Genomic DNA, 24764 nt, shown 5'->3' on the forward strand with positions numbered 1-24764 from the left:
CATGCAAGACGCCAGCCTTGAAGCTTTCCACGTCATCGGCGGCGGCCTTGCCGGCAGCGAGGCGGCGTGGCAACTGGCGCGCGCACGCGTGCCTGTCATCCTCCATGAAATGCGCCCGGTTCGAAACACCGACGCTCATCGCACCGCCGGCCTCGCCGAGCTGGTGTGCTCGAACTCGTTCCGCTCGGACGATGCGGAGACCAGCGCCATCGGGCTTCTGCACGAGGAGATGAGGCGCCTGGGATCGCTCATCCTGGCGGCGGCCGATGCCCACCGGGTTCCCGCCGGCAGCGCCCTTGCCGTCGACCGCGATGGCTTCAGCGCCGAGGTCCAGAGCGCCCTCGAAGCCGAGCCAGGGATCACCATCGTCCGCGAGGAGGTCTCCGAACTGCCGACGGACGACGGGTGCTCGGTGATCATCGCCACCGGGCCATTGACCACGCAGGCGCTCGCCGAGGCGCTCCGCCGTCTGACCGGAGAGGACGCGTTGGCCTTCTTCGACGCCATCGCCCCCATCGTCCACAGGGAATCGATCGATTTCTCCAAGGCATGGCTGCAATCCCGTTATGACAAAGGCGACGGTGCCGACTACGTCAATTGCCCGATGAGCCGCGAGCAGTATGACGCCTTCGTCGCCGCGCTGGTCGCTGCCGACACGGTGCCGTTCCGCGACTGGGAGCGCGAGACGCCCTACTTCGAGGGGTGTCTGCCGATCGAAGTGATGGCGGCGCGCGGGCCCCGCACCCTCGCGTTCGGCCCGATGAAGCCAGTGGGCTTGCGCAACCCGCACGCCGAGGGGGCGCGCCCCTACGCGGTGGTGCAACTGCGCCAGGACAACGCGCTCGGCACTCTCTACAACATGGTCGGTTTTCAGACCAAGATGAAGCATGCCGAGCAAACCCGCCTGTTGCGGACCATCCCCGGTCTCGAGAACGCCGAGTTCGCCCGCCTCGGCGGAATCCACCGCAACACTTTCATCAACGGGCCGCGCGTCCTCGATCGCACGCTCTGCCTGCGGACGCGACCGGGGTTGCGGCTGGCGGGACAGATCACCGGCTGCGAGGGTTACGTTGAAAGCGCCGCCGTCGGGCTGCTCGCCGGCAGGTTCGCCGCTGCCGAGTGGTTGGGCACAATGGCGGAGCCGCCGCCGACGACGACCGCACTTGGAGCGCTCCTGAACCACATCACCGGCGCGGCCGCCGCAGAGACCTACCAACCCATGAACATTAACTTCGGATTGTTTCCGCCGCCGCCGGCAAGTGCAGAAGGGCCCGACGGGGACCTGCGACGCCTGCCGAAGGGGCGCGAGCGCAAGCAGGCTTTGGTCCGACGCGCCCGTGTGGATCTGGCGCAGTGGTTGTCGGAGCAGGTTCCAGCAGCCGCAGCCGCTATTTGAATATGCGATTGACGGTTGCGCCGAAGCCGGCGACAGGTTTCTGCGCTTCGGCTTGCGCCGTTTCACCGCACGGTGCGATGCCGTGACGCCCGCGCAGCATCGGCTTGTCCAACAGACTTTGGAAGTCACCCGGGTCGGTTTTCAATGCCTGCGAGAACAGGATGGAGGCCTGGTAACAGAAACCGATGTGCTGGTCGTTGCTGACCTGCGACGCTTCGTTGGCGACGCGCGTCACCATGGCGTTGAGCTGCGTTGCGCCCCCCGCTCCGTGTTTACGTTCGTAAAAGCTGCGCAACGACTGGCCGTTGTCCACCAGTTGTTTCTTAAACTTCGTGACGAAGGCGTTGTACAGCGGCTGGTTGTTGCAGCTGAGCGCGGCGACCATCAGCTCGGTCTGCAGCACCCGCGTGTTGAGCGCCTCCTGCTCCTTCGGTTTGGCGCACAGGTTGGCCGACGCCACTCCGGCCCACAGGAACACCGATACGAACGCCGCCATTGCCGCCGCACGTACACAGCGCTTCGATGCACGAACTACGCCTAGCATTGCTGTCACTCTGCACTCTCCACTATCCGAAGGTGGCACACCTTATGCGTCCGCCGCGGTAGACGCAAACGGAGACTATCAAGGCACGTTGCAAGGCATTGCGTCATCAGGAGAAGCCAGCAGAATCGTGGCGGCGGCAGAACGGGCGGGCGCTGCCCGCTCGCCGGAGCAAGGGGTCCGCTGAACGAATCGGCTCAAGCGGCACACGTCAACGCGGCTGTGAAGCATGACACGGTGTAGTTGTCGCGGGCCTCTTTTGCGGGCATGATGTCCCGGGAACAGGAGAGGTGGGTATGAGCGACATCCATGCTGAGGGAAAAAGGAGCCGTCCGGGAGGAGCACGTCCGCGGACGCTGCGACGGCTGCTCGGGCGCGCCGCCGCAACGTTGATTGCCGTGGTCGTGACTTTGGCCGCGCCTGAGGCCCAGCAACCGCCGCGCGCCGCGTCCGAGGCGAATCCGACCGAGAAGCTGTTCGAAGCCGTTTACGCCAACGATTTCGAAGCCAGCCAGGCGGCGATCGCCGCCGGCGCCGATGTTGCCGCCAAGGATACGTGGGGACTGACCCCGGTCGACATCGCCATCGACAAGGGCTATTACGAGATCGCGCATTTTCTGTTGTCGGTCCGCAACTTCCAGGGCAGCGATCGTCCGCTGCAGGCTGCCAATGCGCCCGAGCGGCCTGCCGCGGTCAATCCGGCCGCCACTGTCGCCGCTCAACAAGATGCTCAACCGAAAGCCCGACCCAAGGCCGAGCCGAAAGCGACACCTCGCAAGGCAAAGCCGAAGGCAGCACCCCAAACGTCGGACGGCTCTGCGAGTTCGGCCGCGGCTTCGAAGTCGGCGCCTGCGGGCTCGGTGGTAGTGACGAAGCGCGGATTCAGCCTGCCGGCCGCGCTGGTCGGCGCCCCCGCCCCCTCTGCCAACAAGGCAGCCGCCGATAAAAGCGCAGCGGTGACGCCGGTCGCGGAGAAGCCGGTCGTTGAGACGGAAGAACCCGAGCCGCGTTCGGCAGGGAAGGCCCGGGTTGCTCCACGTCCATCCGCAGCGCCATCGAGATCCGCTGCCAGCACCGCCACGCAGCCGGCTGCAAAGCCGGTCGCGAAACCGACGGCGCCCGCTGCGCCAAAGATGGCGACGGCAGCAGCGCCTCGCGGCACGCCGTGGCCGGAGGACGAGCCGCATCCCTTCGATCCGTCGACGCCGGTGCCGGGCGCTCTCCCCGCAGCGGGCGCTGCCACGCCGCAACCGGGCTCCGCCTCCGCGGACTAGTGGTCGCTCACAGCCAGCGGCGCACGCGCGCCCGGTAGCGCCTGTAGGCGTCGCCAAAGGTGCGCTCCAGGTAGCGCTCTTCACGCACGATGACGCCGTAGGTGAGTACCAGCACCGCCGGCGCCGACAGCGCCACCACCCACAGCGAGTCCACCATGACCGCGGCGCTGAGATAGAGCAGCGTCAGCGTCAGGTAGGCGGGGTTGCGCGACCAGCGGAACGGACCATCCGTAATCAACGCCGTCGTCGACTGATGTACGTGCAAGGTCGTCCGGTGCCTGCGGAACGCGAGCAGGGTCGGCACCGCAATCGCCGTGCCCGTCGCCAGCAGCCCCGCACCGACTGCATATTGAACCGCGGTGGGAAACACGGCGGCCGGCCACAGGGCGTCGAGGACGATACCGGCCGCGAAGAAGCCCGCGTAGATCACCGGTGGCAGCGTGATGGCCTGGGAGTGGTCGCCACGTCCGCCGCGAGCCGCGCGCTCATTCGGAGCCGTGGTCGCCGGCGAACGATCAGCCATCGGCATCGCGGAGAGCGGCCGACGTGGTTTCGGCAATCGCCTTCATGATCGCGAAGTCGGCGATGTCACGGTCGGACAGCAACTCCCGCGCCGTCACCGCGAACTCCTCCCAGTAGGGCTCGTCGCCGTCCTGCTTGAGGGTGTAGGCGGTCCATGCGATCATCTCCGCCCACCGCCTGCGCCGCTGCGGCAGAACGGTATTGAGGATGAACGCAGGTTCTCCAGCGGCGCCGACTCCAGCCTCGGCAACCTGTTTTCTAACCAGGTCGTCGTTCTCGAACCAGGTCTCCATGAAGGCGAATTCGGCATGCCAGTGGTCGATGGTCTTGATGACGCGAGTGACCGCCCGCGGCTTCAGGATGCCGTCGTCGACCTGCTCGCACAGGTCCGCGACCAGCCGCTCGACCTCCATCGCCGCCGGGTTGAGATCGCTGACGCCGATCGTCTCTGCCAGGTCGAAGAACATGAACGGCGGCAGCGTCCCCGTAGCCACTCCGGTGGCGAGCAGATGAGCGGTGCTCGCTTGGAGGTAATCGATCGACGTATGGAAAAAATCCGCGTCCAGCGGCAAATCTTCGAGAAAGTCGTCGACGTTGCTGCGGGACAGGCCGTGATTGACCCAGGCGTCACGAATACCGACGTCGTGCTTCAACAGGAGCCCCACAATCGCGTACTTGCGCTTTTCCTTAGCGACGAGGAACAACGACTGAGCGCCGCCTCCGTCGATGCCGGTGGCCAATGCCTTGACGACCTCGCCCGATGGCCACGATGCGCATGCCACTTCGCGCTGGCGGCAGGTTCGGATCGCTGCATCCAGAGCGGGGCGATCCACCGCGGGCAGCCAGTTGCGGAGCGCGATCATGCGCCGCAGCATTGACCCGCTGATCCGCGCCGGCGGATTGAGATTGGCGATGGCTTCGGCAACGGAGGTGCGCACTAGCGAGTTGCGGTCGAGCAGCCAGCCGATGGACGCTTCCCGGATCAACGGTTGGTCGGACTGCAGCATTGCCAAGGCCATGCTGGCCCGGCTGTCCGGGGGAAAAACGTCGGCGCGCTCGAACATCTGCTTCTGAAGGATGAACAGGTCCCCTTTCGCGGCCGAGACGACCTCCGCGAAGTGCCGCTCTACCTCCCTGCCGTCGCGGGTCACGCCGTGTTCGCCAGGAGGCGGCATGTCCTGTATACAATCCGCCAACATGGCGCGTAGATCGTCCCCCATGTCCAGCTTGGCGCCGCTGAACTGCGAGAGTATCACCATCAGCACCGCTGGATCGACGGCGCCGCCACGCCCGAGGCGCAGCAGTTTGTCCACTGCGGCGGCCTTGATGCGTTCGCCGGCGCCGAGACCGCCCTCGATTTGCATGCGCACCCCATCGAGACCGTGAGCGAGCATGAACGCGTAAGCCGACACCAGGTTCTCGTTGGGCTTCTTCTTACGGCTTTCGGCGACGATCAGGTCGATCACATCGAGCACCGCTGCCGGCTCATCGTCCATGTATTCCGCCGCTTCCTGGGAAGCGGAACCATGGGTTTTGGCGACCAACTCCTTGGCCGCCCGCTTGCCGAGCTGGGTGAGAGGGGAAGATCTGATCATCGGGGCGCCTCGCACTGTTTCCGTGTCGCCAACCGGCTCGACCATAGTCGCCCGGGCTCAGGGTTGAAAGCGCCGGAAACACGCGGCCGCGAGAAATCCCGAGGCGGCTGCCGGAACAGCCGACGGGGATGCTCTGCGTCGTTCGCAATCGCCGACGGAGCGATGCGACTAAGACGCTGCCACCGGTGACGCGCCCCATGCCGTCAGGGCAGCTTGGGGATCGATGAACTGCACCCGCTGGCGGGGAGACGGCGCCTCGCCGTCGACATGAACCGGGAACAGGATTTCGGTGTAGTCGGGCTGGGGAGACACCAAGCCGCGCGCGGCGACGTGGGGGTGGGTCGGGATGTCGGCGTGCTCGATGACGGCGAGATAGCAGCAGTCGGCCTCCGGCAGGAGCGCCTCCCAGTGGGCGAGCGGCTGGGAAGCGAACAGGACCTTTAGTTCGGCAATGAGGGTGGTCTGCGGCAGCGGCTGGTATTGCTGCTCGATCCATTGCGGGTGGGCGACGGCAGTGCAGAAGTTCCGCCAGAACTTGGGCTCCAGGGCGCTCAGCGTCACGAATCGGTCGTCGGCAGTGCGGTAGATCTGGTAACAGGCGGCGCCTCCGCTCAGCAGTCCGCGACCGCGGCGGGCCTCGAAGGCGAAGGCGAGTTCCTGCAGAGATAGGCACGAATCGGCGAGGCCGACGTCGAGGTAGGCCCCGCCGGCGCCGTTGACGCGGGCGGCGAGCGCGCCGAGTACGGCGATCACGGCCATCAGGGCGCCGGCATGGTCTGCCATGGGCGGGAACGGGATCACCGGCGTTTCGCTGGTGCCGGTGGATGCCAGGGTGCCGGTCAAGGCTTCGTAGTTGAGGTCGTGCCCGGCAGCGAGCCGCAGCGGCCCGGTTTGACCCCAACCCGAGAGCGCACAATGAATCAATCGCGGGTTCAAAGACTTGAGGCGCTGTTCGCCGACGCCGAGGCGGTCGAGAACGCCGGGGCGGAACGACTCCAGCAGCACGTCGGCCGTTGCCACCAGTGCCTCCAGGCGGGCCCGGTCGGCGTCGGCCTTGAGGTCCAACTCGATCACCCGTTTGCCGGCGTTGATGATGTTATAGTACGGCGACACGCCGACCATGTTGCCGGTGTCGAGGGTGCGGCCCGGCTCGCCGCCCGGCGGCTCCACCTTGACCACGTCGGCGCCCATGTCGGCCAGCATACGAGTCGCGAAGGGACCCGGCAGATACTGGCTGAGATCCAGCACCCGTATGCCCCCAAGAAGTTGCATCGTGTCTCCCCTGCCCGACCGCGTCGCTTCGCGGTTCCCCGCTCAGCGCGCCGGCACCGGCGGCACCGGTTGACGTTTGCGGGTCGGCGGCCCGGCCTCGGCCGGATCGGGATAGTCGAAGCGGATCTCGCCGTCTTCGACCCTGACCTGGACGATGCCTCCCTTGGCGAGACGCCCGAACAGCAGTTCCTCGGCAAGCGGCCGCTTGATGTGCTCCTGGATCACGCGAGCCAGCGGCCGCGCCCCGTAGCGTTGGTCATAGCCCTTGTCGACCAGCCACTTGCGCGCCTCGTCGGTCAGCTCGATGGTCACCTGGCGGTCGGCGAGCTGCACCTCCAGTTGAATCACGAACTTGTCGACGACGCGGCCGACCACCTCCGGCGACAGGCCGGCGAAGGGGATGATGGCGTCGAGGCGGTTGCGGAACTCCGGCGAGAACATGCGCTCGATGGCCTCGCTGTCGTCCCCGATCCGATCATGGCGCTCGAAGCCGATCGCCGGCTTGGCCAATTCGGCGGCGCCGGCATTGGTGGTCATGATCAGGATGACATTGCGGAAATCGACGGTCTTGCCGTTATGGTCGGTGAGCTTCCCGTGGTCCATCACCTGCAGCAGGATGTTGAACAGATCCGGATGCGCCTTCTCGATCTCATCCAACAGCAGCACGGTGTGCGGCTGCTTGTCGATGGCGTCGGTCAGCAGGCCGCCCTGGTCGAAGCCCACGTATCCCGGCGGCGCGCCGATCAAGCGCGACACCGTGTGGCGCTCCATGTATTCTGACATGTCGAAGCGCACCAGCTCGATGCCAAGGACGTGGGCCAGTTGGCGCGCCACTTCGGTCTTGCCGACCCCGGTGGGACCGGAAAACAGGTAGCTGCCGATCGGCTTCTCGGCCTCGCGCAGCCCGGCGCGGGCGAGCTTGATGGCGCTGGCCAGCGCCGCGATAGCGGTGTCCTGCCCGAACACCACCGTCTTGAGGTCCCGCTCGAGGGTCTGCAGAACCTTGCGGTCATCGCTGGAGACGCTCTTGGTCGGGATGCGGGCGATCTTGGCGACCACGTCCTCCACGTCCTTGACGGTCACTGTCGCGCGCCTGCGATGGGGCGGCACCAGCATACGCGACGCGCCCACTTCGTCGATGACGTCGATCGCCTTGTCGGGCAGCTTGCGGTCGTTGATGAAGCGCGCCGACAGCTCAACCGCGGTGCGCAGGGCCTCATTGGTGTAACGGACCGAGTGGTGGGACTCAAAGTAGGGCTTGAGGCCGCGGAGGATCTTGACCGAATCCTCCAGCGTCGGCTCGTTGACGTCGATCTTCTGGAAGCGGCGGACCAGCGCCCGGTCCTTCTCGAAGTAGTTGCGGTATTCCTTGTAGGTGGTCGAGCCGATGCAGCGCAGCGTGCCCGAGGCCAGCGCCGGCTTGAGCAGGTTGGAGGCGTCCATCGCGCCGCCGCTGGTGGCGCCGGCGCCGATCACGGTGTGGATCTCGTCGATGAACAGGATGGCGCCGGGGAACGCCTCCAGCTCCTTGACCACCTGCTTCAGCCGCTCCTCGAAATCGCCGCGATAGCGGGTGCCGGCCAGCAGCGCGCCCATGTCGAGGGCGTAGACCACGGCGTCCTGAAGGACTTCCGGCACCTCGCCAAGAACGATGCGGCGGGCCAGGCCCTCGGCGATGGCGGTCTTGCCGACGCCCGGATCGCCCACGTAGAGGGGGTTGTTCTTGCTGCGGCGGCAGAGGATCTGGATGGTGCGCTCGATCTCGGACTCGCGGCCGATCAGTGGATCAATCCGGCCTTCGCTGGCCTTGCGGTTGAGGTCGACGCAATAGGCCTCCAGCGCCTCGTGCCCCTTGCGCGCCGGTCGCTCGGTTGTCGCCTCCGCCTCGTCGGAGCCCTGAACGGTGCGCCGGCGGCCTTCGCCCGGCATCTTGGCGATGCCATGGGCGATGAAATTGACTGCGTCGAGCCGCGACATTTCCTGCAGTTGGAGGAAGTACACGGCGTGGGATTCCCGTTCCGAGAACAACGCCACCAGCACGTTGGCCCCGGTCACCTCTTCCCGCCCGGACGATTGCACGTGAATGACGGAGCGCTGAACCACCCGCTGGAAGCCGGCAGTGGGCTTCGGCTCGGCGGCGGCGGCGGCCTTCAAAGCCTCGAGCTCGCGGTCGACGAATTCGCTTACTTCGTGTCGCAACTGATCGACCTCCACGCCGCAGGCACGGAGCACCGGCAGCGCGTCCTCATCCTCCGTCAGCGCCAGAAGCAGATGCTCCAGGGTGGCGTACTCGTGGCGACGCTCAGTGGCCAGCGCCAAGGCCCGGTGCAGAGTCTGTTCGAGATTGCGCGACAGCATGGGCGTCCCTATTCGTTACCTTCTTTTTCAATGGTGCACTGCAGCGGATGCTGATGCTGACGCGCCAGCCCCATGACCTGGTTGACCTTGGTCTCGGCAACTTCATACGTGAAGATCCCGCAAATGCCGACGCCGCGGTGATGGACGTGGAGCATGATGCGCACCGCGTCCTCGTGACCCTTGCCGAAAAACCGTTCGAGGACATGAACGACGAACTCCATCGGCGTGTAGTCGTCGTTTAACATCAGAACTTTGTACATTGACGGCTTCTTGGTTTTCGGCCGCTTCTTGGTGGAAATGCCGGTCCCCGGAACGCCGTTTATGGACGGTCGGTTCGGGGCGCTCATGGTGTTTCTCCGTTCATTTCCTGTGCCACGACCTGCTCGGTTCGGAGTGTGCCCCACCCACTGCGGGCGTCCACCTCCAGTCCGAATATATCGCATTTTTTCCCACGAAGGCCACCCGTCTCCAGCGCCCATCGCAGAATGTGGCAAAATCGCGCCCACGGCGCAGCCTGCGGGGCAGACTGGGTCAACCCCTTGCTCACCGGTTCGTGTGCGCACACTCAAACGTAGATGGGAAGCCTGCCGCGAGCCCGCATCCCCCAGAACTTCTCGACTGGATTGGCCGCCGCGCAAGCCAGCCCTTTTGTGCTCACCCACGCGGGCGGATCAGGTGATGACCGTCGGTCGGTCGCGGCCGGTGCGTAGCGGGATATCGGCGAACTCGCCGGCGATGGTGATCAGCGGCGCAAGGGCAGTTTGTGGGTCCTGGTCGTGAAGCGCCGGGTCGGGCTCGTAGCGTTCCACATACACCCTAAGGGTCGCCCCTTCGGTTCCGGTTCCCGACAGGCGATAGACGATGCGTGAGCCATCGACGAAACCAACGCGAATGCCCTGTTGCGTCGAAACGCTGCCGTCGACCGGATCGGTGTAGGAGAAGTCATCGGCGAAGGCGACCTCGTACGCCCCCAGCCGTTTCCCCGCCAGGGTTGACGTCTGCTCCCGCAGCCGGTCCATCAGACCATTCGCCGCGTCCACGTCGACCCCCTCGTAGTCGTGACGCGAGTAGTAGTTGCGGCCGTAGGTGCGCCAGTGGTCGCGGACGATGTCGGCGACCGACTCGCCGCGGTGGGCGACGACGTTGAGCCAGAACAGCACCGCCCACAGCCCGTCCTTTTCGCGCACATGATCGGAGCCGGTCCCAAAGCTTTCCTCGCCGCAGAGCGTGACCTTGCCGGCGTCGAGCAGGTTGCCGAAGAACTTCCACCCCGTCGGCGTTTCGAAACACGGGATGCCGAGAGCCGCGGCGACGCGGTCCGGCGCTTGGCTGGTCGGCATAGACCGAGCAATGCCGGACAGTCCGCGGCGGTACCCGGGCGCCGCCGCGGCGTTGGCGGCGAGGACGGCAAGGCTGTCGCTGGGCGTCACGAAGAAGCGCTTGCCGATGACCATGTTGCGGTCGCCGTCGCCGTCCGACGCGGCGCCGAACTGCGGCCCATTCGGCGCATCGACTGCCGCGACCAGATCATGAGCGTGAGCCTGGTTCGGATCGGGATGGCCGCCGCCGAAATCTTCCAGAGGAATGCCGTTGATCACTGTGCCTGCAGGGGCGCCGAGGCGGTCTTCAAGGATGGCGCAGGCGTAGGGTCCGGTCACCGCATGCATGGCGTCGAAGCACATGCGAAAGCCGCGGGCGACGAACATCTCGCGGATCGCCGCGAAATCGAACAGGCTTTCCATGAGATCGGCGTAATCCGCGACCGGATCGAAGACCTCGACGATCATGTCGCCAATCCGGCTCTCGCCCAACCGATCGATGTCCACGTCAGGCACGTCGGCCACGCGATACTCGCTGATGACCCGGGTGCGCGCATAGATGGCCTCTGTCACCTTTTCGGGCGCCGGACCGCCGTTGCCTATGTTGTACTTGATGCCAAAGTCCTCGCTCGGGCCGCCGGGATTGTGACTGGCGGAGAGGACGATGCCGCCGAAGGCGCCGCGCTTGCGGATGACGCAGGAGGTCGCCGGCGTCGACAGGATGCCCCCTTGCCCGACCAGCACCCGCCCGAAACCGTTGGCGGCTGCCATCTTGACGATGATTTGGATAGCTTCCCGGTTGAAGTAGCGGCCGTCGCCGCCCACCACAAGGCACTCGCCGCGGTAGCCGTCGAGCGAATCGAAGATCGATTGCACGAAGTTCTGCAGGTAGTGCGGCTCCTGAAACGCCTTGACCTTCTTGCGCAGGCCGGACGTGCCGGGTTTCTGCCCTTCGAAAGGTGTGGTCTTGATGGTCCTGATTGTCATCGACTTGTTCATCCCGCTCCGAGTTACGCCCCTTGGATAAGGCGCGCGGACATTAGCAACCTTGGGAGAGGTCGCCAACTGCCGCCGATCGGCAGCGCTCTCTGCGCCCGAGTGCATGGTCGGGACCGTGACAGCAGCGAAAGTTCATGGCGTTAACCGATTCTTATGGACGTAGCGCAAACCATGACAAAGCGGCCCCTCGACAGGAACTGCGCTCAACTCGACACGCCATGAGAACGCCTTTGAATTACGCTCTGGAATCAGACGAGAATCATGTTGTATCCAAGTGCGGTGTTGTGGCAAAGATGGATTTGACGGCAGGGGTATCGGCCGCATTGACGGCCGTGTTGCAGTTGCGGGGAGGTAGAATGACCGCGGACACGAAGCGACGGTCCAGGCTGTACTCAATTTGCGCCGCTTTCGTGTGCGGCCTTGTCTTTCTCGCCCCCGCGCCCGCGCTCGCGAAGTATGCCTCCCTGGTCATGGATGCGGCGACGGGCCGGATCCTGCACGCATCGAATCCGGACGACCGCAAGTATCCGGCGTCTCTCACCAAAATGATGACGCTGTTCATGCTGTTCGAGGCGATGGACACAGGCCGCGTCTCGCCTGCGACGTCGATGCCGGTCTCCAAGCACGCCGCGTCGCAGCCGCCATCAAAGCTGGGACTGAAGCCGGGGCAATCCATCAAGGTCGAAGACGCCATCCAGGCACTAGCGGTCAAGTCGGCAAACGACGTGGCGGCGGTCGTTGGCGAGTATCTGGGCGGTACGGAGCAGAATTTCGCGCGAGCCATGACGATCCGCGCGCGGCAGCTTGGCATGACGCGCACCACGTTCCGCAACGCCTCCGGCCTGCCTGACGCCGAACAGTTGAGCACCGCCCGCGACATGGCGACTTTGGCGCGCGCCCTGATCCGCGACTTCCCACATCATTATCATGTGTTCTCCGCGCAAACCTTCAGCTACGGCGGGCACAGTTACCGCAGCCACAACCGGCTTCTCGGCACCTACAGCGGCGCGGACGGCATCAAGACCGGCTACATCCGCGCATCCGGTTACAATCTGGTGGCTTCGGTCAAGCGGGACGGGCGGCGGCTGATCGGCGTTGTCTTTGGCGGCAAGACATCGGCTACGCGCAACACCCACATGGCGGCACTGCTGGACCAGAGCTTCGGCGGCTCCAAGCCGACGACCCTGGTCGGGCATCGCAGCGACGACGTCTGGGGCGTACAGGTCGGCGCCTTTTCCGACAAGGGCGCGGCGCTGCGTGCGGCCCGTAATGCCGCCCGGCATCTCCAGTCGGTGGCGGACGACACCATTATCCGCATTGATCGTTCCGAGGCTCGCGGCAAACGCTCCTACCATCTCGCTCGCATCCTCAATTTCAGCAAGCAGGACGCCTACCAGGCCTGCCGCGTCTTGAAGACACAGCGGGTCAAGTGCCTCGTGCTGCGGGTCGACGAAGCGCCGATGCTGCGCACCGCCAGTGCCCTCGGCGCTCGGATCGGCACGCCCACGGCCAAGCCGACGTTCGCACGGGAGGCAGCGACCGAGACCGCTGCGATCAGGCCGCTCGAAGAAGGCGATCCCGGCGACTGGGGGGTTCAGGTGGGCGCCTTCATGGGGCTCGATCCGGCCCGTGATGCCGCGCGCGATGCATCTGCGACCGCCTCGCGGCACTTGGCCAGCGGAATGCCGGTCGTCGTGACGCAGACGTCGCGCAATCACACCATGTTCTTGTCGCGGGTGCACGGCGTGAGCAAGGAGAGCGCATCCCTCGCCTGCCGCCAACTGCGTGAGAGCAAGAAGGACTGCATGGTGCTTCGCGTCACCGGCAATGCGGCGCTAGCGTGGGCGCCGGCAGCGGGCGAGACGCCCACGGTCGACCAAGGATCTACCGGCAACGCGGCGCCAATATCCCAGTATGCCGCGGACTGGGGGGTTCAGGTCGGCGTCGTCGCGACTGAGGGCTCGGCCCGCAAGCTTGCGGAAGACGCGGTTGCCAACACTCCCGGCCCCCTCGAGTCCGGTAACGTGACGGTCGTTCCGCTGACCGCCAAACGCGGCAGCAAGCTCTATCGCGCCCAGGTTGTCGGCATCACCAAGCCAGAGGCCTACCATGCCTGCCGCGCCCTCAAGACGCGGAAAATGCCGTGCATGGTTCTGCGCATGAGGAGCTCCGGTCCCGCCTGAACCGCAGCGCGAACGGAGTAGCGTTGAAAGAGACCGGCGCGGATCCCATCTGACGCACATGGCCGGCTGGCCGGTAGCAGTTCCGCAACGGGTCCATCCGCTTGCACATGATCGATTCCCCGGTCGTCGAGGTGCGGTCCGTGTCCAAACAGTTCAAGGACACGCGGGCGATCTCCGACATCAGCTTCGTAGTCGGTCGCGGATCGACGACGGGGCTACTCGGTGGTAACGGCGCCGGCAAGACGACGACCCTCGCTATTTTGTTGGGCCTTCTGCTGCCCACGAGCGGCTCCGTTCGCGTGCTCGGCGAGGACATGGTGCATCATCGTCACCGCGTCCTTGCCCGGATGAACTTCTCGTCCCCCTACGTCGACTTGCCGCGCCGGCTGACGGTCGAGGAAAACCTGATCGTGTATGGCCGCCTTTATGGAGTTCGGGACCTGCCGGTTCGGATTCGGAACCTGGCCACCGACCTGGAGATCTCGGATCTGCTGAAGAAGCCGACCGGCACCCTCTCCTCGGGTCAGCGCACCCGCGTCGCGCTCGCCAAAGCGTTGCTGAACGATCCGGAGCTTCTGCTGCTCGACGAGCCGACCGCGTCGCTCGACCCGGACACCGGGGACTGGGTGCGCGCGTACCTGGAAGAACACCGCTCGCGGACACGAATGACCATGCTTCTGGCGTCCCACAACATGGCGGAAGTCGAGCGGCTGTGCGACGACGTCCTGATCCTGAGAACCGGCAGGATCGTCGACCAGGGTGCGCCGCAAGCGCTGATCGGGCGGTACGGCCGCCGCACCATGGAAGACGTGTTCCTGGATATCGCCCGCGGCCGCCGGCATGACAGCGATGGCGAGGGCGCGACGGCGGCGGAATGAACGCAATGCCAACGCGCCCGTTCAGCGACATCGGATTTTCGTGGCGCCGAGTCTTCGCGGTTTTCCTACGCCACATGTACGTCTTGCGGCGCTCGTGGCCGCGCATCCTCGACATGGCCTATTGGCCGACCGTGCAGATGATCCTCTGGGGGTTCGTCACCACGTTCTTCATGGGGCACTCGTCGTGGGTGGCCGAGGCGGCCGGGGTGCTGATCAGCGCGGTGCTTTTGTGGGATATCCTGTTCCGCTCCAACCTCGGCGTCTCCTTGACGTTCCTGGAGGAGATGTGGTCGCGCAACTTCGGGCAGCTGTTCGCAAGTCCGTTGCGGCCGATCGAAATGATCGCGGCGATGACCCTGCTCAGCTTGGCGCGGACTCTGATCGGGGTGACTCCGGCGGCGTTGCTCGCATTGCCGCTGTTCGATGTGTGGGTGTTCTCACTCGGCCTGCCGCTCGTCGCCTTCTTCGCCAGCCTGCTCGTGTTCGGCTGGAGCATCGGCCTCATCGTCTCGGCGTTGGTCTTGCGCCTCGGGCTCGGAGCGGAAAACCTGGCGTGGGTCGCCATCTTCGCCGTGGCGCCGATCAGCGGCATCTATTACCCCATCGAGACGCTGCCTGCATGGCTGCAGCCCGTCGCATGGACCCTGCCGTCGGCGTACGTGTTCGAAGGCATGCGTTCGGTGCTGTTCCACTCCGCGTTCCGCATCGACCTGCTGCTCGGCGCATTGATGCTCAACGTCGTGCACCTCTGCGCAGCCATCGTCTTTTTCCTCTACATGTTCCGGATCGCGCGCCGCCGCGGACTGCTGTTGCAGCAAGGGGAATGAGCGCAACTTCATAAGATCAGGATGACATTCATGAAGAGGAAGCTGAATATTTAGCTTGAAGCCGGGCGGCGACTTTGCGAGACTCGAGGTCGGCGCTTTAGTAACAATGGCAGTGGAGGAAAAACGATGTTCGATCTGTTCAAGAAGAAGGACAAGCCGAAGGTCGATGCAGCAGAGATCGAGCGCCGTGAGCGTGAGGAAGTCAAGAGGCAGCGGGCCGAGGCGCTTAAGCAGAACGTCGAGACTGAGAAGTCGGCGTCAAAGGGCTGACGCGCTCGAGCCAACGCCGGACTGCTAACGGTCAGGGCGCCGCTAAGTAGCGGGCGTCATCGGGATGGGTGGCGTACATATCGCCATCTTCGCGCCAGTGGTCCAGCCAGTGGCCGGCGACGGCCCTAAACTCGTCGCGGAGCGCACTCAGGCGCGCGCGGCTGCGATTTCACTTCTCGGAGACGCTGGGGGTGTGTCCGACATCTCGGCGCTTCAGGCCTTCTTGCGTTTCAGTGTCGCCTGCAGCACGAGCCAGGTGAAGGAGGCGTGGGCGCCGCCGCCGTGACGCGCGATGGCGACGTTCTTGACGTCCGCTCCGTGCCGGCCCCTGTCCATGGCCGTCCCCTCCGATCACGGATCTCGCCGCATCGTCGCGTGCGCCCACAGCGGGATCAAGGCAAAACCGACGGCGGCGAGGGTTGCCAGGTAGAGGGTGCGAGACTCCGCCCATGGCGGCGCGGGTGCGCCGACCAGCCACGATCCGGCTGCAATCAACAAACAAAAGATGGAAGTTGCCGAAGCGGCCACCATCAGGCAGCCGACCCGGAAGCGACGGCGGCCGTTATCCGGTAGCCCGAGTCCGCAGGCAACCGGCGACCACAGGCCGGGCGGACGGACGCGGCGATAGAACGCCTCCAGCACCGCCCGCTCCTCCGGTCCCCACAGCCACGCCGTGGCCACCGCCGCCGCCGTCGACACCAATGCCATGACCAACAAGCGCAGCGCGTCATCGTCGGTCGCCGGCAGCGCCAGCAACAGCACCGGCGCCAGCACCAGCGAGGCGACGATGGCGGCGATCTCCGCCATCGCGGTCATCCGCCACCACAGCCAGCGCAACACCAACGGTATGCCCATGCCGGCACCGAGCAGCAACGACGTCTGCCATGCCATGCGGATCGACGACAACTGGGTCATGACGACGAGCGCGATGGCGAGGATCAGCAGATTGGCGCCGCGCGCGACCCATACCAATCTCCGGGGGCTGGGCTCGCGCTTCAGGACGACCGGGCAGAAGAAGCGCTTGTAAAGGTCGTTCGTCCAGTACGACGAGCCCCAGTTAAGGTGTGTGTCTACCGTCGACGCCAGCGCTGCCAGCATCGCGGTCAGCATCAGGCCCTTGACGCCGGGCGGCAACGTCTCGGCGATGCCCCGTACGTACGTCATCTCGCGCTCAGCGGTGAGCAGCGACAGCGGCCCGGCGGCGCCGAAGTCCGGCGGAAATAGAATCATCAATCCGAGGCCCAACGGAAGCCACAACAGGCTCCGCAACAGGATCTGGGCGATGGTGAATACCACGGCAGCCTGGCGGGCGTCGGTGTCGGAGCGGCACGCCATCGACCGTTGCGCCAGGTAGCCGGTGCCGTCGGCGTTGAGCTGGACCAGCCACTGCAGCGCGAACACGGCGAGCAGCAGCAGGGTGACGCCGCGGGCGTTCCACGGGTCGAACGCCAGGATCTGCTCGGGCGTAATGCCGTCGACGGTGCGGTCGGCGGCGAACAACTCGTTGATGCGGTCGGGCAACGCCGCGAGGCCGCCCGCCTGATCCACCACGATCCAGGCGAACGCAGCGGTGCCCAGCATCATCAGCGCGAACTGCAGGATGTCGGTGTTGACGACGCTCCTGAGCCCCCCGGTGGTGGAGTAAAGCGTCGTCACCGCGACGATAGCCAGGATCGAGATCAGGTTGTTGGCCGACAACACCCACACCATCGGGCTTGCCGGATCGATGGTCATCGGCACGCCGATCGCTTCGACCACGGCCTGGACCGGCTGGAAAAACGCCGCCGGTAGCCACTGGTGCCACAACAGGAACGGCTCTGCGACCATCCGCGCGGCGAACAGCACCCAGGCCAGCACCGTGCAGTTGAAGATCGTGCCGAAGTAGAGCGCCTTGACGGCGCGGAGGACCGCCGCCGAGCGCCCGCCGTAGCGGATCTCGGTCAACTCGGCGTCGGTCAGCACCGCGGCCCGCCGCCAGCACGCGGCGAGCAGGAACCCCAGCACCAGAAAGGCGACGGCGTAGACCCACAGCCGCCACAGCGAAAAGATGCCGGCGACGGCGATCAGGCCGGTGACCAATAACGGTGTGTCGGCGGCGAACTGGCTGGCCGCCATGCTGATCCCGGCCTTCCACCCCGGCAACGTGCGCCCGGCAAGGAAATACTCCTCCAGGTTCTTGCTCGCCTGGGTCCGCGACCGCAGACCCGCGCCGACGCTGTAGACGACGAAGGCGCCGATGATCAGGACGTCGACGAGCGACAGCACCGGGAATGATCTGCGCGGTTCTGGTTATGGATGTTCAGGACCCCACGACGCTCCTCCTCGTCCCCCGCTGCGCCAATACCAGGACTTCGCTGTGCGGGGTACCCGAGGGCAGTGCCGCGAGAGGCGAGCACGTCGGGGTTGTGGGTGGCGGAGGGGCCGACATTTCCCGCTCGATCGCGCCATTGCGAGTAGCGGGAAGTGCCGGCCGGTAGTGTACAAACCCATTCGAATGATTCAGTCGACTGGGTCATAGCATGCACAAGATTCAAAAGGATACGTGCAGCAATGGTGCATTCTTTGAATGCACCATTGCACTGGCCGGAGCGTGGTTACGCTTGCGCGATGGATCTGCCTTGTGAACCGAGGTCGACGCAGGCCTCGCCGAGGCGCTCGACCATCGCCTTTTCGCCCTCGCGCAGCCATTTGCGCGGGTCGTAGAACTTCTTCAAGGGCGCGCCGGTTTCCGGATCGAGCTGGTAATGAAAGGCGTTGGCGTGCTCGTCGACGAACTTGCCGACGCCTTCCGCGAACACGAACTGGGTGTCGGTGTCGATGTTCATCTTGAACACGCCGTAGCTGACTGCCTCCGTGATCTTTTCCTTTTCCGAGCCGGATCCGCCGTGGAACACCAAGTTGAGCGGATTGGCGCCGGTGCCGGCGCGCTCGCAGATCATGTCCTGCGACTTCTTGAGGATCTCCGGTCGCAGCTTGACGTTACCCGGCTTGTAGACGCCGTGGACGTTGCCGAACGACGCTGCGACGGAGAACGAGCCGATTGGCGCCAACTTCTCGTACGCCTGCAGGACGTCCTCCGGCTGGGTGTAGAGCTTGGAGTTGTCGGCGCTTTCGTCGAACTCGCCGCCGATGCCGTCCTCCTCGCCGCCAGTGACGCCGAGCTCGATCTCGAGGCTCATGCCCATCTTGGTCATGCGCTTCAGCACCCGGGCGCACTCTTCGAGGTTCCAATCGATCGGCTCCTCGGAGAGGTCGAGCATGTGGGAGCTGAACAACGGCTTGCCGGACTCCTTGTAGAAAGTCTCGCCGTGATCAAGCAGCGCTTCGACCCACGGGATCAGCTTCTTGTTGGCGTGGTCGGTGTGCAGCACGACGCAGACGCCGTAGTGCTCGGCCATCATGTGCACGTGGCGGGCGGCCGAGACGGCGCCGAGCACCTTGGCGAGACTAGCGTCCGGGAAGCCCTGGCCCGCGTAGAACTGGGCGCCGCCGTTGGAAAGCTGGATGATGATGTCGGACTTGTTCTTGGCCGCGGCCTCAAGCACCGCGTTGATGGTGTTGGTGCCGGTAACGTTGACGGCGGGCAGCGCATAGTTGCCCTCCTTGCAGGCTGCGACTAACGCAATATAGTCGTCGCCGGTGACGACTCCGGGTTTAAGGGTGTTCCTACCCATGATGTACTTCTCCTTGTTGTAGATCGGGCTCGTTTGGGTCGAGGTCATGCGGCGCGGTTATGGACCGGCATCGCAATCGGCGACCGATCCGTCGTTCCAGCGCCTTCTTAACAGAGACCGATCCTCCCGCCAACGTTACGAAGCCGCGACTGTCATGCGATGGGCGCATGGGCGAACATGCAAGGGGCGCATGGGCGAACACGCCAACCTTGCAAAGAGCGGCTGGCTGCCGATGCTCATGGCGGTGTTCCACCAGTCTGAGGAGAGATCGGTCGTGCTCGACCCTGTCACCGTCGCTCGCAGCAGCGCCCAGGAACTGGGCGCCGAAATGGATCCCGGCCTGCCGGGCTGCGTCGAGCGCACCCTTGGCCGCAGCCGAGGGGCTGTAGGTGTATCGGCGGACGGCAATACGCTCGGCGCCTTCGTCGTCGCGGCGGCCGACGCCGGCTGCCGGCTGGTTGCCGCGTTCGCAGCGCGAACGGGAGAGCGGCCGGCAGTGCCGTTTCTGAAACGTCAACTGCAACGCGAGATGGGCATCGACGAAGGCATGTCGCCGGATCACGACACGGTCATCGACACGGTCGTGGAAGTGCTTCTGCGGTCTGCCGGCTCCGGGTAGGTCGGGAAGAACAATCCGGCCACGGCGAATTTCGCAACGCGCAGCGGTTTCTCCGATGCAAACGCCTCCCCGGTTACGCGGCCCGGACGCCGGGGGTCGCGGCTTGACACCCGGCGGGGGCGGCTTTACATCACGTAGCTCTGTGGTGGGCGCATCCGGGGGTGTAGCTCAGTCGGTTAGAGCGCTGGCCTGTCACGCCAGAGGTCGCGGGTTCGAGTCCCGTCACTCCCGCCACTGCGCCATGGCGCGGTCGCCATGCCGCCTCTTCCCGGCGCCGCGGACGACATTCGGAATGACGAGGATCATGTCATGCCCGCTCTCTTGGCCGAATACCTGCCGATACTGATCTTCATCGGGATCGCTGTAGTGGTAGCCGGCGCCGCCGTGGGAGTCTCCTACATCGTCGTTCCGCAAAAGCCCGACATGGCTAAGGATTCGGCATACGAGTGCGGGTTCGATCCGTTCGAGGATTCCCGCGGCAGGTTCGACGTTCGCTTCTATCTCGTGGCCATCCTGTTCATCATCTTCGATCTGGAAGTCGCATTCCTGTTTCCATGGGCAATCACCCTCGGCGATATCGGCATGTTCGGGTTCTTGTCGATGATGGTTTTCCTCGCGGTGCTCACCGTCGGCTTCATATATGAATGGAGGAAGGGGGCGCTGGAATGGGAGTAGATGGATTGCCCGATCACACGCTGACCCGACCAATCCCGCCGGGCGCCGACCAGGACGCGTTGCTGCGCCAAGCGAGTGACGAGTTGCGCAACCGCGGGTTCTTGATCGCCCAGTTGGACAAGCTGGTGAACTGGGCGCGCACGGGATCTCTTTGGCCGATGACGTTCGGGCTCGCGTGTTGCGCCGTCGAAATGATGCACGCGTACATGAGCCGCTATGATTTGGATCGGTTTGGAGTGGTGCCCCGCCCCAGCCCGCGGCAGTCGGACGTCATCATTGTCGCCGGCACGTTGACCAACAAGATGGCGCCGGCGTTCCGCAAGGTTTACGACCAGATGGCGGAGCCGCGTTACGTGATCTCCATGGGGTCGTGCGCCAACGGCGGCGGGTATTACCACTATTCGTATTCGGTGGTACGCGGTTGCGATCGGGTGGTTCCGGTCGACGTTTATGTGCCGGGTTGCCCGCCGACGGCGGAAGCGCTGGTTTACGGCGTGCTGCAGCTCCAGAGAAAAATTCGACGGACAGGCGGCTTGTGGCGCTAGACTGCGGCTGAATATCCTTCTGAAGGTTCGAGACGACAATGGACGTGGCCCTCAAGGACCTCGGCGAGTACATTCAAGCCGCATTGCCGGATGACGTGCGCGATGTATCGATGCCGCACGATGAGTTGATCATCGTGGTGCAGCGGGAGTCGGTGGTGCGGGTTCTCACTCTTCTCCGCGACGACGCCAATTGTCATTTCAAGCAGTTGATGGACGTGTGCGGCGTCGACTACCCGGATCGGGTTCCTCGGTTCGATGTGGTTTACAATCTTCTCAGCCTCACCCACAACCGGCGTATCCGGGTGAAGGTGCAGACCGATGCGGAAACCGCAGTGCCGACGGTCACCGGCGTGTTCAACTCCGCCGACTGGTGGGAGCGCGAGACATGGGATCTCTTCGGGATCCTGTTCAGCGGCCACCCGGACCTCCGCCGCATCATGACCGACTACGGCTTTGAAGGGCATCCGCTGCGCAAGGATTTTCCGCTGACCGGCTATGTTGAGGTGCGCTACGACGATGAGCAGAAGCGTGTCGTGTACGAGCCGGTGAAGCTCGCGCAGGCGTTCCGCACCTTCGATTTCCTCAGTCCATGGGAAGGCGTGCAGGCGCGGCTTCCGGGCGACGAGAAAGCCGACGGACAGGAAGAGCGTTCATAAATGCCAGAGTCGTTGATCCAGAACTACACGCTGAACTTCGGACCGCAGCACCCGTCCGCGCACGGCGTGCTGCGCCTGGTGCTTGAAATGGACGGCGAGGTGATTGAGCGCGCGGATCCGCACGTGGGCCTTCTCCACCGCGGCACCGAGAAACTCATCGAATACAAGACGTACTTGCAGAGCGTGCCGTATTTCGACCGGCTCGACTACGTCTCTCCCCAAAATCAGGAGCACGCTTTCTGTCTCGCCACGGAGAAGCTGCTGGGCGTGGAGGTGCCGCCCAGGGGGCAGTACATCCGCGTGCTGTACGCCGAAATCGGCCGGGTCCTGAATCACATCTTTACCATTTGCGCCTATGCGATGGACATCGGCGCGCTGACTCCGTTCCTGTGGGGCTTCGAACAGCGCGAACGGTTGATGGAATTCTGCGAGCGGGTAAGTGGCGCCCGCATGCACATGGCGTACTTCCGGCCCGGCGGGGTCGCCTCGGACATGCCGGCCGATCTCGCAGACGACATCTGGGACTGGTGCGAACAGTTTCCTGCGTTCCTCGACGATCTCGAACGGTTGTTGACGGAGAACCGCATTTTCAAGCAGCGTTCCGTGGACGTCGGCGCCATCACCGCCGAGGACGCGCTCGATCGCGGCTTCACCGGACCGTGCCTGCGCGCTTGCGGGGTCGCGTGGGATCTGCGCAAGGCGCAGCCCTATGACGCGTACGAGCGCATGGATTTCGACATTCCGGTCGGCAAGGTCGGCGACTGTTACGACCGCTACCTGGTGCGCATGTACGAGATGCGGGAAAGCCTGAAGATCATTCGCCAGTGCCTCGACCAAATGCCGCCGGGGCCCGTCAAGGTAGACGACAACAAGGTCTCGCCGCCGTTGAGGGGCGCGATGAAGCACTCGATGGAGGCCCTCATTCACCACTTCAAGCTGTACACCGAGGGCTTTCACGTGCCGCCTGGAGAGACCTACTCGGTGGTGGAAGCGCCGAAAGGCGAGTTTGGCGTATATCTGATCGCGGACGGCACCAACAGCCCCTACCGCTGCAAAATCCGGGCGCCGGGGTTCGCCCACCTGCAGGCGATGGATCATCTGTGCCGTGGTCACATGCTGGCTGATGTGGTCGCAGTGCTCGGTTCGCTGGACATCGTGTTTGGCGAGATTGATCGATGAGCAACGCGACCACCGCCCCCAAACCGATGCCGGCATCCTTCGCATTCACGGACGAGAACCGAGACAAGGCCGCCGCCATCGTCGCCCGTTACCCGGAGGGGCGCCAGGCGAGCGCGGTGATGCCGTTGCTGAATTTGGCGCAGCGCCAGAACGGCGGATGGGTGTCGCGCGACGTGATGGACTTCGTGGCCGACTACCTGGACATGCCGCCGATGCGGGTTTACGAAGTCGCGACGTTCTACACCATGTTCAATCTCAAGCCGATCGGCCGGCACCACGTGCAGGTGTGCACCAACCTGCCATGCTGGCTGCGCGGATCCGACGAGATCATCGCTGCGTGCCGTAGAAGCCTGGGGATCGGTCCGGGGCAGACGACCGAGGACGGCGCGTTCACGGTCTCGGAGGTCGAATGCCTCGGCGCCTGCGTCAACGCGCCGATGATGCAGATAGGCGACGATTATTTCGAGGATTTGTCGCCGGAGACCGCCGCGACCATCCTTGAAGACCTCCGGCACGGTCGAACGCCGAAGCGCGGGTCGCAGATCGGTCGGCGAAGCTGCGAGCCGGTCGGCGGCCTGACGACGCTTACCAGTTTGGATGAGGCGTCCGGCGACGAGGAACCCGTCCCGGAGCCCGAGCCCCCTGTAAAGAGCACCAGCCGGCGGCGGAAGGAAGGAAACGCTTGATGTTGCGTGATCAGGACCGCATTTTCACCAACATCTATGGCATTGCTGACGTCGGCCTGAAGGGCGCGCAGTCCCGCGGCGACTGGGACGCGACGAAGGATCTCATCGCCAAGGGACGAGAGTGGATCGTCGAGGAAGTCAAGCAGTCGGGTTTGCGCGGCCGCGGCGGCGCCGGGTTCAGCACCGGCATGAAGTGGTCGTTCATGCCGAAGCAGGCCGGTCCGCGGCCGCACTACCTTGTCATCAATGCCGACGAGGGCGAACCGGGCACCTGCAAGGATCGCGAAATCCTGCGGCACGAGCCGCACAAGCTGATCGAAGGTTGCCTGTTGGCGGGCGTCGCGATGGGCGCCAACACCGCCTATGTTTACGTGCGGGGTGAGTTCTACCGCGAGGCCGAAGCATTCCAGCGGGCTGTCGAGGAGGCCTACGAGGCCGGACTCATCGGCAGGGACGCCTGCGGTTCCGGGTGGGCCTTCGACATTCACGTCCACCTCGGTGCAGGGGCTTATATCTGCGGCGAGGAAACCGCGTTGCTCGAGAGCCTCGAGGGCAAGAAGGGGCAGCCACGCCTGAAACCGCCGTTCCCAGCCGCGGTGGGCCTTTACGGGTGCCCTACGACAGTCAACAACGTCGAGACTATCGCCGTCGTTCCAGCCATTCTGCGCCGCGGCGGCGCCTGGTTCGGCGGGATCGGCCGACCGCGCAACACGGGGACCAAGCTGTTTAACATCTCGGGCCACGTCAATCAGCCCTGCACCGTCGAGGAAGAGATGGGGGTGCCGCTGAAGGACCTCATCGAGCGTCACGCGGGCGGGGTCCGCGGCGGCTGGAACAACCTGTTGGCGATCATTCCGGGCGGCTCGTCGGTGCCGCTGCTGCCGCGCTCAATATGCGATAGCGTGCGCATGGATTTTGACTCGCTGCAGGAGGTGAAGTCGGGGCTCGGAACGGCGGCAGTAATGGTGATGGATTCCTCCACGGACGTCATTAAGGCGATCACCAGGCTGTCGCGCTTTTACATGCACGAGAGCTGCGGCCAGTGCACCCCGTGCCGCGAGGGCACCGGGTGGATGTGGCGGGTGATGGAGCGGCTGGTCGAGGGGCGCGCGCGCGTCGAGGAGATCGATCTACTCGAGGATGTGTCGCGGCAGGTAGAGGGTCACACCATCTGCGCGCTGGGCGACGCTGCGGCTTGGCCGATACAGGGCTTGATCCGCCATTTCCGGCCGGAGATCGAGCGGCGCATCCTGGACCGAGCCGTCGAACCGACACAGACCGCGGCGTAGGATCGCA

At 64.9% G+C, this 24764-nt stretch carries 22 protein-coding genes and 1 tRNA gene; 14 read left to right on the plus strand and 9 right to left on the minus strand.

Features of this window, described 5'->3' with window-relative positions:
- The first annotated feature begins 1 nt into the window (after nt 1).
- Complete coding sequence (gene trmFO / locus IPM60_04560; protein MBK8907182.1) at nt 2-1396, plus strand: methylenetetrahydrofolate--tRNA-(uracil(54)-C(5))-methyltransferase (FADH(2)-oxidizing) TrmFO; 1395 nt, start codon at nt 2-4, stop codon at nt 1394-1396.
- On the opposite strand, the gene IPM60_04565 is transcribed toward trmFO, so the two are convergent.
- Nucleotides 1389-1892, minus strand: a complete 504-nt coding sequence (locus IPM60_04565; protein MBK8907183.1) for a hypothetical protein — start codon at nt 1890-1892, stop codon at nt 1389-1391. The two genes, trmFO and IPM60_04565, sit on opposite strands and share 8 nt — an antisense overlap.
- Nucleotides 1893-2233: 341 nt before the next feature.
- Here IPM60_04565 and IPM60_04570 point away from each other — a divergent pair, with 341 nt between their 5' ends.
- On the plus strand, nt 2234-3211 hold the full coding sequence (locus tag IPM60_04570; protein ID MBK8907184.1) for a hypothetical protein: 978 nt from the start codon (nt 2234-2236) through the stop codon (nt 3209-3211).
- Nucleotides 3212-3218: 7 nt separating this feature from the next.
- Here the strand turns inward: IPM60_04570 and IPM60_04575 are convergent, their stop codons facing one another.
- The 6 genes from IPM60_04575 to IPM60_04600 all read right to left on the minus strand — a co-directional run bounded on the left by IPM60_04575 (nt 3219) and on the right by IPM60_04600 (nt 11264).
- On the minus strand, nt 3219-3734 hold the full coding sequence (locus IPM60_04575) for an isoprenylcysteine carboxylmethyltransferase family protein (GenBank protein MBK8907185.1): 516 nt from the start codon (nt 3732-3734) through the stop codon (nt 3219-3221).
- Entirely contained in the window at nt 3727-5328 is a 1602-nt protein-coding gene (locus IPM60_04580; GenBank protein MBK8907186.1) for a hypothetical protein, read from the minus strand. The genes IPM60_04575 and IPM60_04580 overlap by 8 nt, the downstream gene beginning before the upstream one ends.
- 168 nt (nt 5329-5496) lie before the next feature.
- On the minus strand, nt 5497-6600 hold the full coding sequence (locus tag IPM60_04585) for a CoA transferase (GenBank protein MBK8907187.1): 1104 nt from the start codon (nt 6598-6600) through the stop codon (nt 5497-5499).
- A gap of 42 nt (nt 6601-6642) precedes the next feature.
- The gene (gene clpA, locus IPM60_04590) at nt 6643-8958 is read right to left on the minus strand and encodes an ATP-dependent Clp protease ATP-binding subunit ClpA (protein ID MBK8907188.1); all 2316 of its coding nucleotides are present in this window, start codon (nt 8956-8958) and stop codon (nt 6643-6645) included.
- Between the two features lie 8 nt (nt 8959-8966).
- Nucleotides 8967-9305, minus strand: a complete 339-nt coding sequence (clpS, locus tag IPM60_04595; GenBank protein MBK8907189.1) for an ATP-dependent Clp protease adapter ClpS — start codon at nt 9303-9305, stop codon at nt 8967-8969.
- A gap of 324 nt (nt 9306-9629) precedes the next feature.
- Nucleotides 9630-11264, minus strand: a complete 1635-nt coding sequence (locus IPM60_04600; GenBank protein MBK8907190.1) for an alpha-D-glucose phosphate-specific phosphoglucomutase — start codon at nt 11262-11264, stop codon at nt 9630-9632.
- 368 nt (nt 11265-11632) lie between these two features.
- Between IPM60_04600 and IPM60_04605 the strand changes: the two genes are divergently transcribed.
- The 4 genes from IPM60_04605 (at nt 11633) to IPM60_04620 (ending at nt 15434) form a co-directional block, all read left to right on the plus strand.
- Nucleotides 11633-13459, plus strand: a complete 1827-nt coding sequence (locus IPM60_04605) for a D-alanyl-D-alanine carboxypeptidase (GenBank protein ID MBK8907191.1) — start codon at nt 11633-11635, stop codon at nt 13457-13459.
- 107 nt (nt 13460-13566) lie between these two features.
- Nucleotides 13567-14337, plus strand: a complete 771-nt coding sequence (locus tag IPM60_04610) for an ABC transporter ATP-binding protein (GenBank protein ID MBK8907192.1) — start codon at nt 13567-13569, stop codon at nt 14335-14337.
- Between the two features lie 5 nt (nt 14338-14342).
- Nucleotides 14343-15164 carry an ABC transporter permease gene (locus tag IPM60_04615; protein ID MBK8907193.1) on the plus strand — a complete coding sequence of 274 codons (822 nt, stop codon included), beginning with the start codon at nt 14343-14345 and terminating at the stop codon, nt 15162-15164.
- Between the two features lie 126 nt (nt 15165-15290).
- Nucleotides 15291-15434: a hypothetical protein gene (locus tag IPM60_04620; GenBank protein ID MBK8907194.1), complete on the plus strand. Its 144-nt coding sequence runs from the start codon at nt 15291-15293 to the stop codon at nt 15432-15434.
- Nucleotides 15435-15785: 351 nt separating this feature from the next.
- Here the strand turns inward: IPM60_04620 and IPM60_04625 are convergent, their stop codons facing one another.
- Both IPM60_04625 and fbaA read right to left on the minus strand, forming a co-directional pair.
- Nucleotides 15786-17699 carry a Na+:solute symporter gene (locus IPM60_04625; protein ID MBK8907195.1) on the minus strand — a complete coding sequence of 638 codons (1914 nt, stop codon included), beginning with the start codon at nt 17697-17699 and terminating at the stop codon, nt 15786-15788.
- A gap of 329 nt (nt 17700-18028) precedes the next feature.
- Entirely contained in the window at nt 18029-19108 is a 1080-nt protein-coding gene (gene fbaA / locus IPM60_04630) for a class II fructose-bisphosphate aldolase (GenBank protein ID MBK8907196.1), read from the minus strand.
- Nucleotides 19109-19298: 190 nt separating this feature from the next.
- On the opposite strand from fbaA, the gene IPM60_04635 reads away from it, so the two are divergent.
- From IPM60_04635 to nuoF, 8 genes are all read left to right on the plus strand, one after another.
- A complete protein-coding gene (locus IPM60_04635) occupies nt 19299-19727 on the plus strand; it encodes a hypothetical protein (GenBank protein MBK8907197.1) in 429 nt (142 codons plus the stop codon).
- Between the two features lie 157 nt (nt 19728-19884).
- Nucleotides 19885-19961: transfer RNA gene (locus IPM60_04640), tRNA-Asp, on the plus strand.
- Between the two features lie 75 nt (nt 19962-20036).
- Nucleotides 20037-20402 carry an NADH-quinone oxidoreductase subunit A gene (locus tag IPM60_04645; protein MBK8907198.1) on the plus strand — a complete coding sequence of 122 codons (366 nt, stop codon included), beginning with the start codon at nt 20037-20039 and terminating at the stop codon, nt 20400-20402.
- Nucleotides 20372-20947 carry an NADH-quinone oxidoreductase subunit B gene (locus IPM60_04650; GenBank protein MBK8907199.1) on the plus strand — a complete coding sequence of 192 codons (576 nt, stop codon included), beginning with the start codon at nt 20372-20374 and terminating at the stop codon, nt 20945-20947. Before IPM60_04645 ends, IPM60_04650 begins: the two co-directional genes overlap by 31 nt.
- Nucleotides 20948-20985: 38 nt before the next feature.
- Nucleotides 20986-21603 carry an NADH-quinone oxidoreductase subunit C gene (locus tag IPM60_04655; protein MBK8907200.1) on the plus strand — a complete coding sequence of 206 codons (618 nt, stop codon included), beginning with the start codon at nt 20986-20988 and terminating at the stop codon, nt 21601-21603.
- On the plus strand, nt 21604-22782 hold the full coding sequence (locus IPM60_04660; protein MBK8907201.1) for an NADH-quinone oxidoreductase subunit D: 1179 nt from the start codon (nt 21604-21606) through the stop codon (nt 22780-22782).
- Complete coding sequence (nuoE, locus tag IPM60_04665) at nt 22779-23468, plus strand: NADH-quinone oxidoreductase subunit NuoE (GenBank protein MBK8907202.1); 690 nt, start codon at nt 22779-22781, stop codon at nt 23466-23468. The genes IPM60_04660 and nuoE overlap by 4 nt, the downstream gene beginning before the upstream one ends.
- Nucleotides 23468-24757 carry an NADH-quinone oxidoreductase subunit NuoF gene (gene nuoF / locus IPM60_04670; protein ID MBK8907203.1) on the plus strand — a complete coding sequence of 430 codons (1290 nt, stop codon included), beginning with the start codon at nt 23468-23470 and terminating at the stop codon, nt 24755-24757. Before nuoE ends, nuoF begins: the two co-directional genes overlap by 1 nt.
- The last annotated feature ends 7 nt before the right edge of the window (nt 24758-24764 follow it).

This window comes from Rhodospirillales bacterium, assembly GCA_016710335.1.
Classification (GTDB): domain Bacteria; phylum Pseudomonadota; class Alphaproteobacteria; order Rhodospirillales; family Defluviicoccaceae; genus JADJXQ01.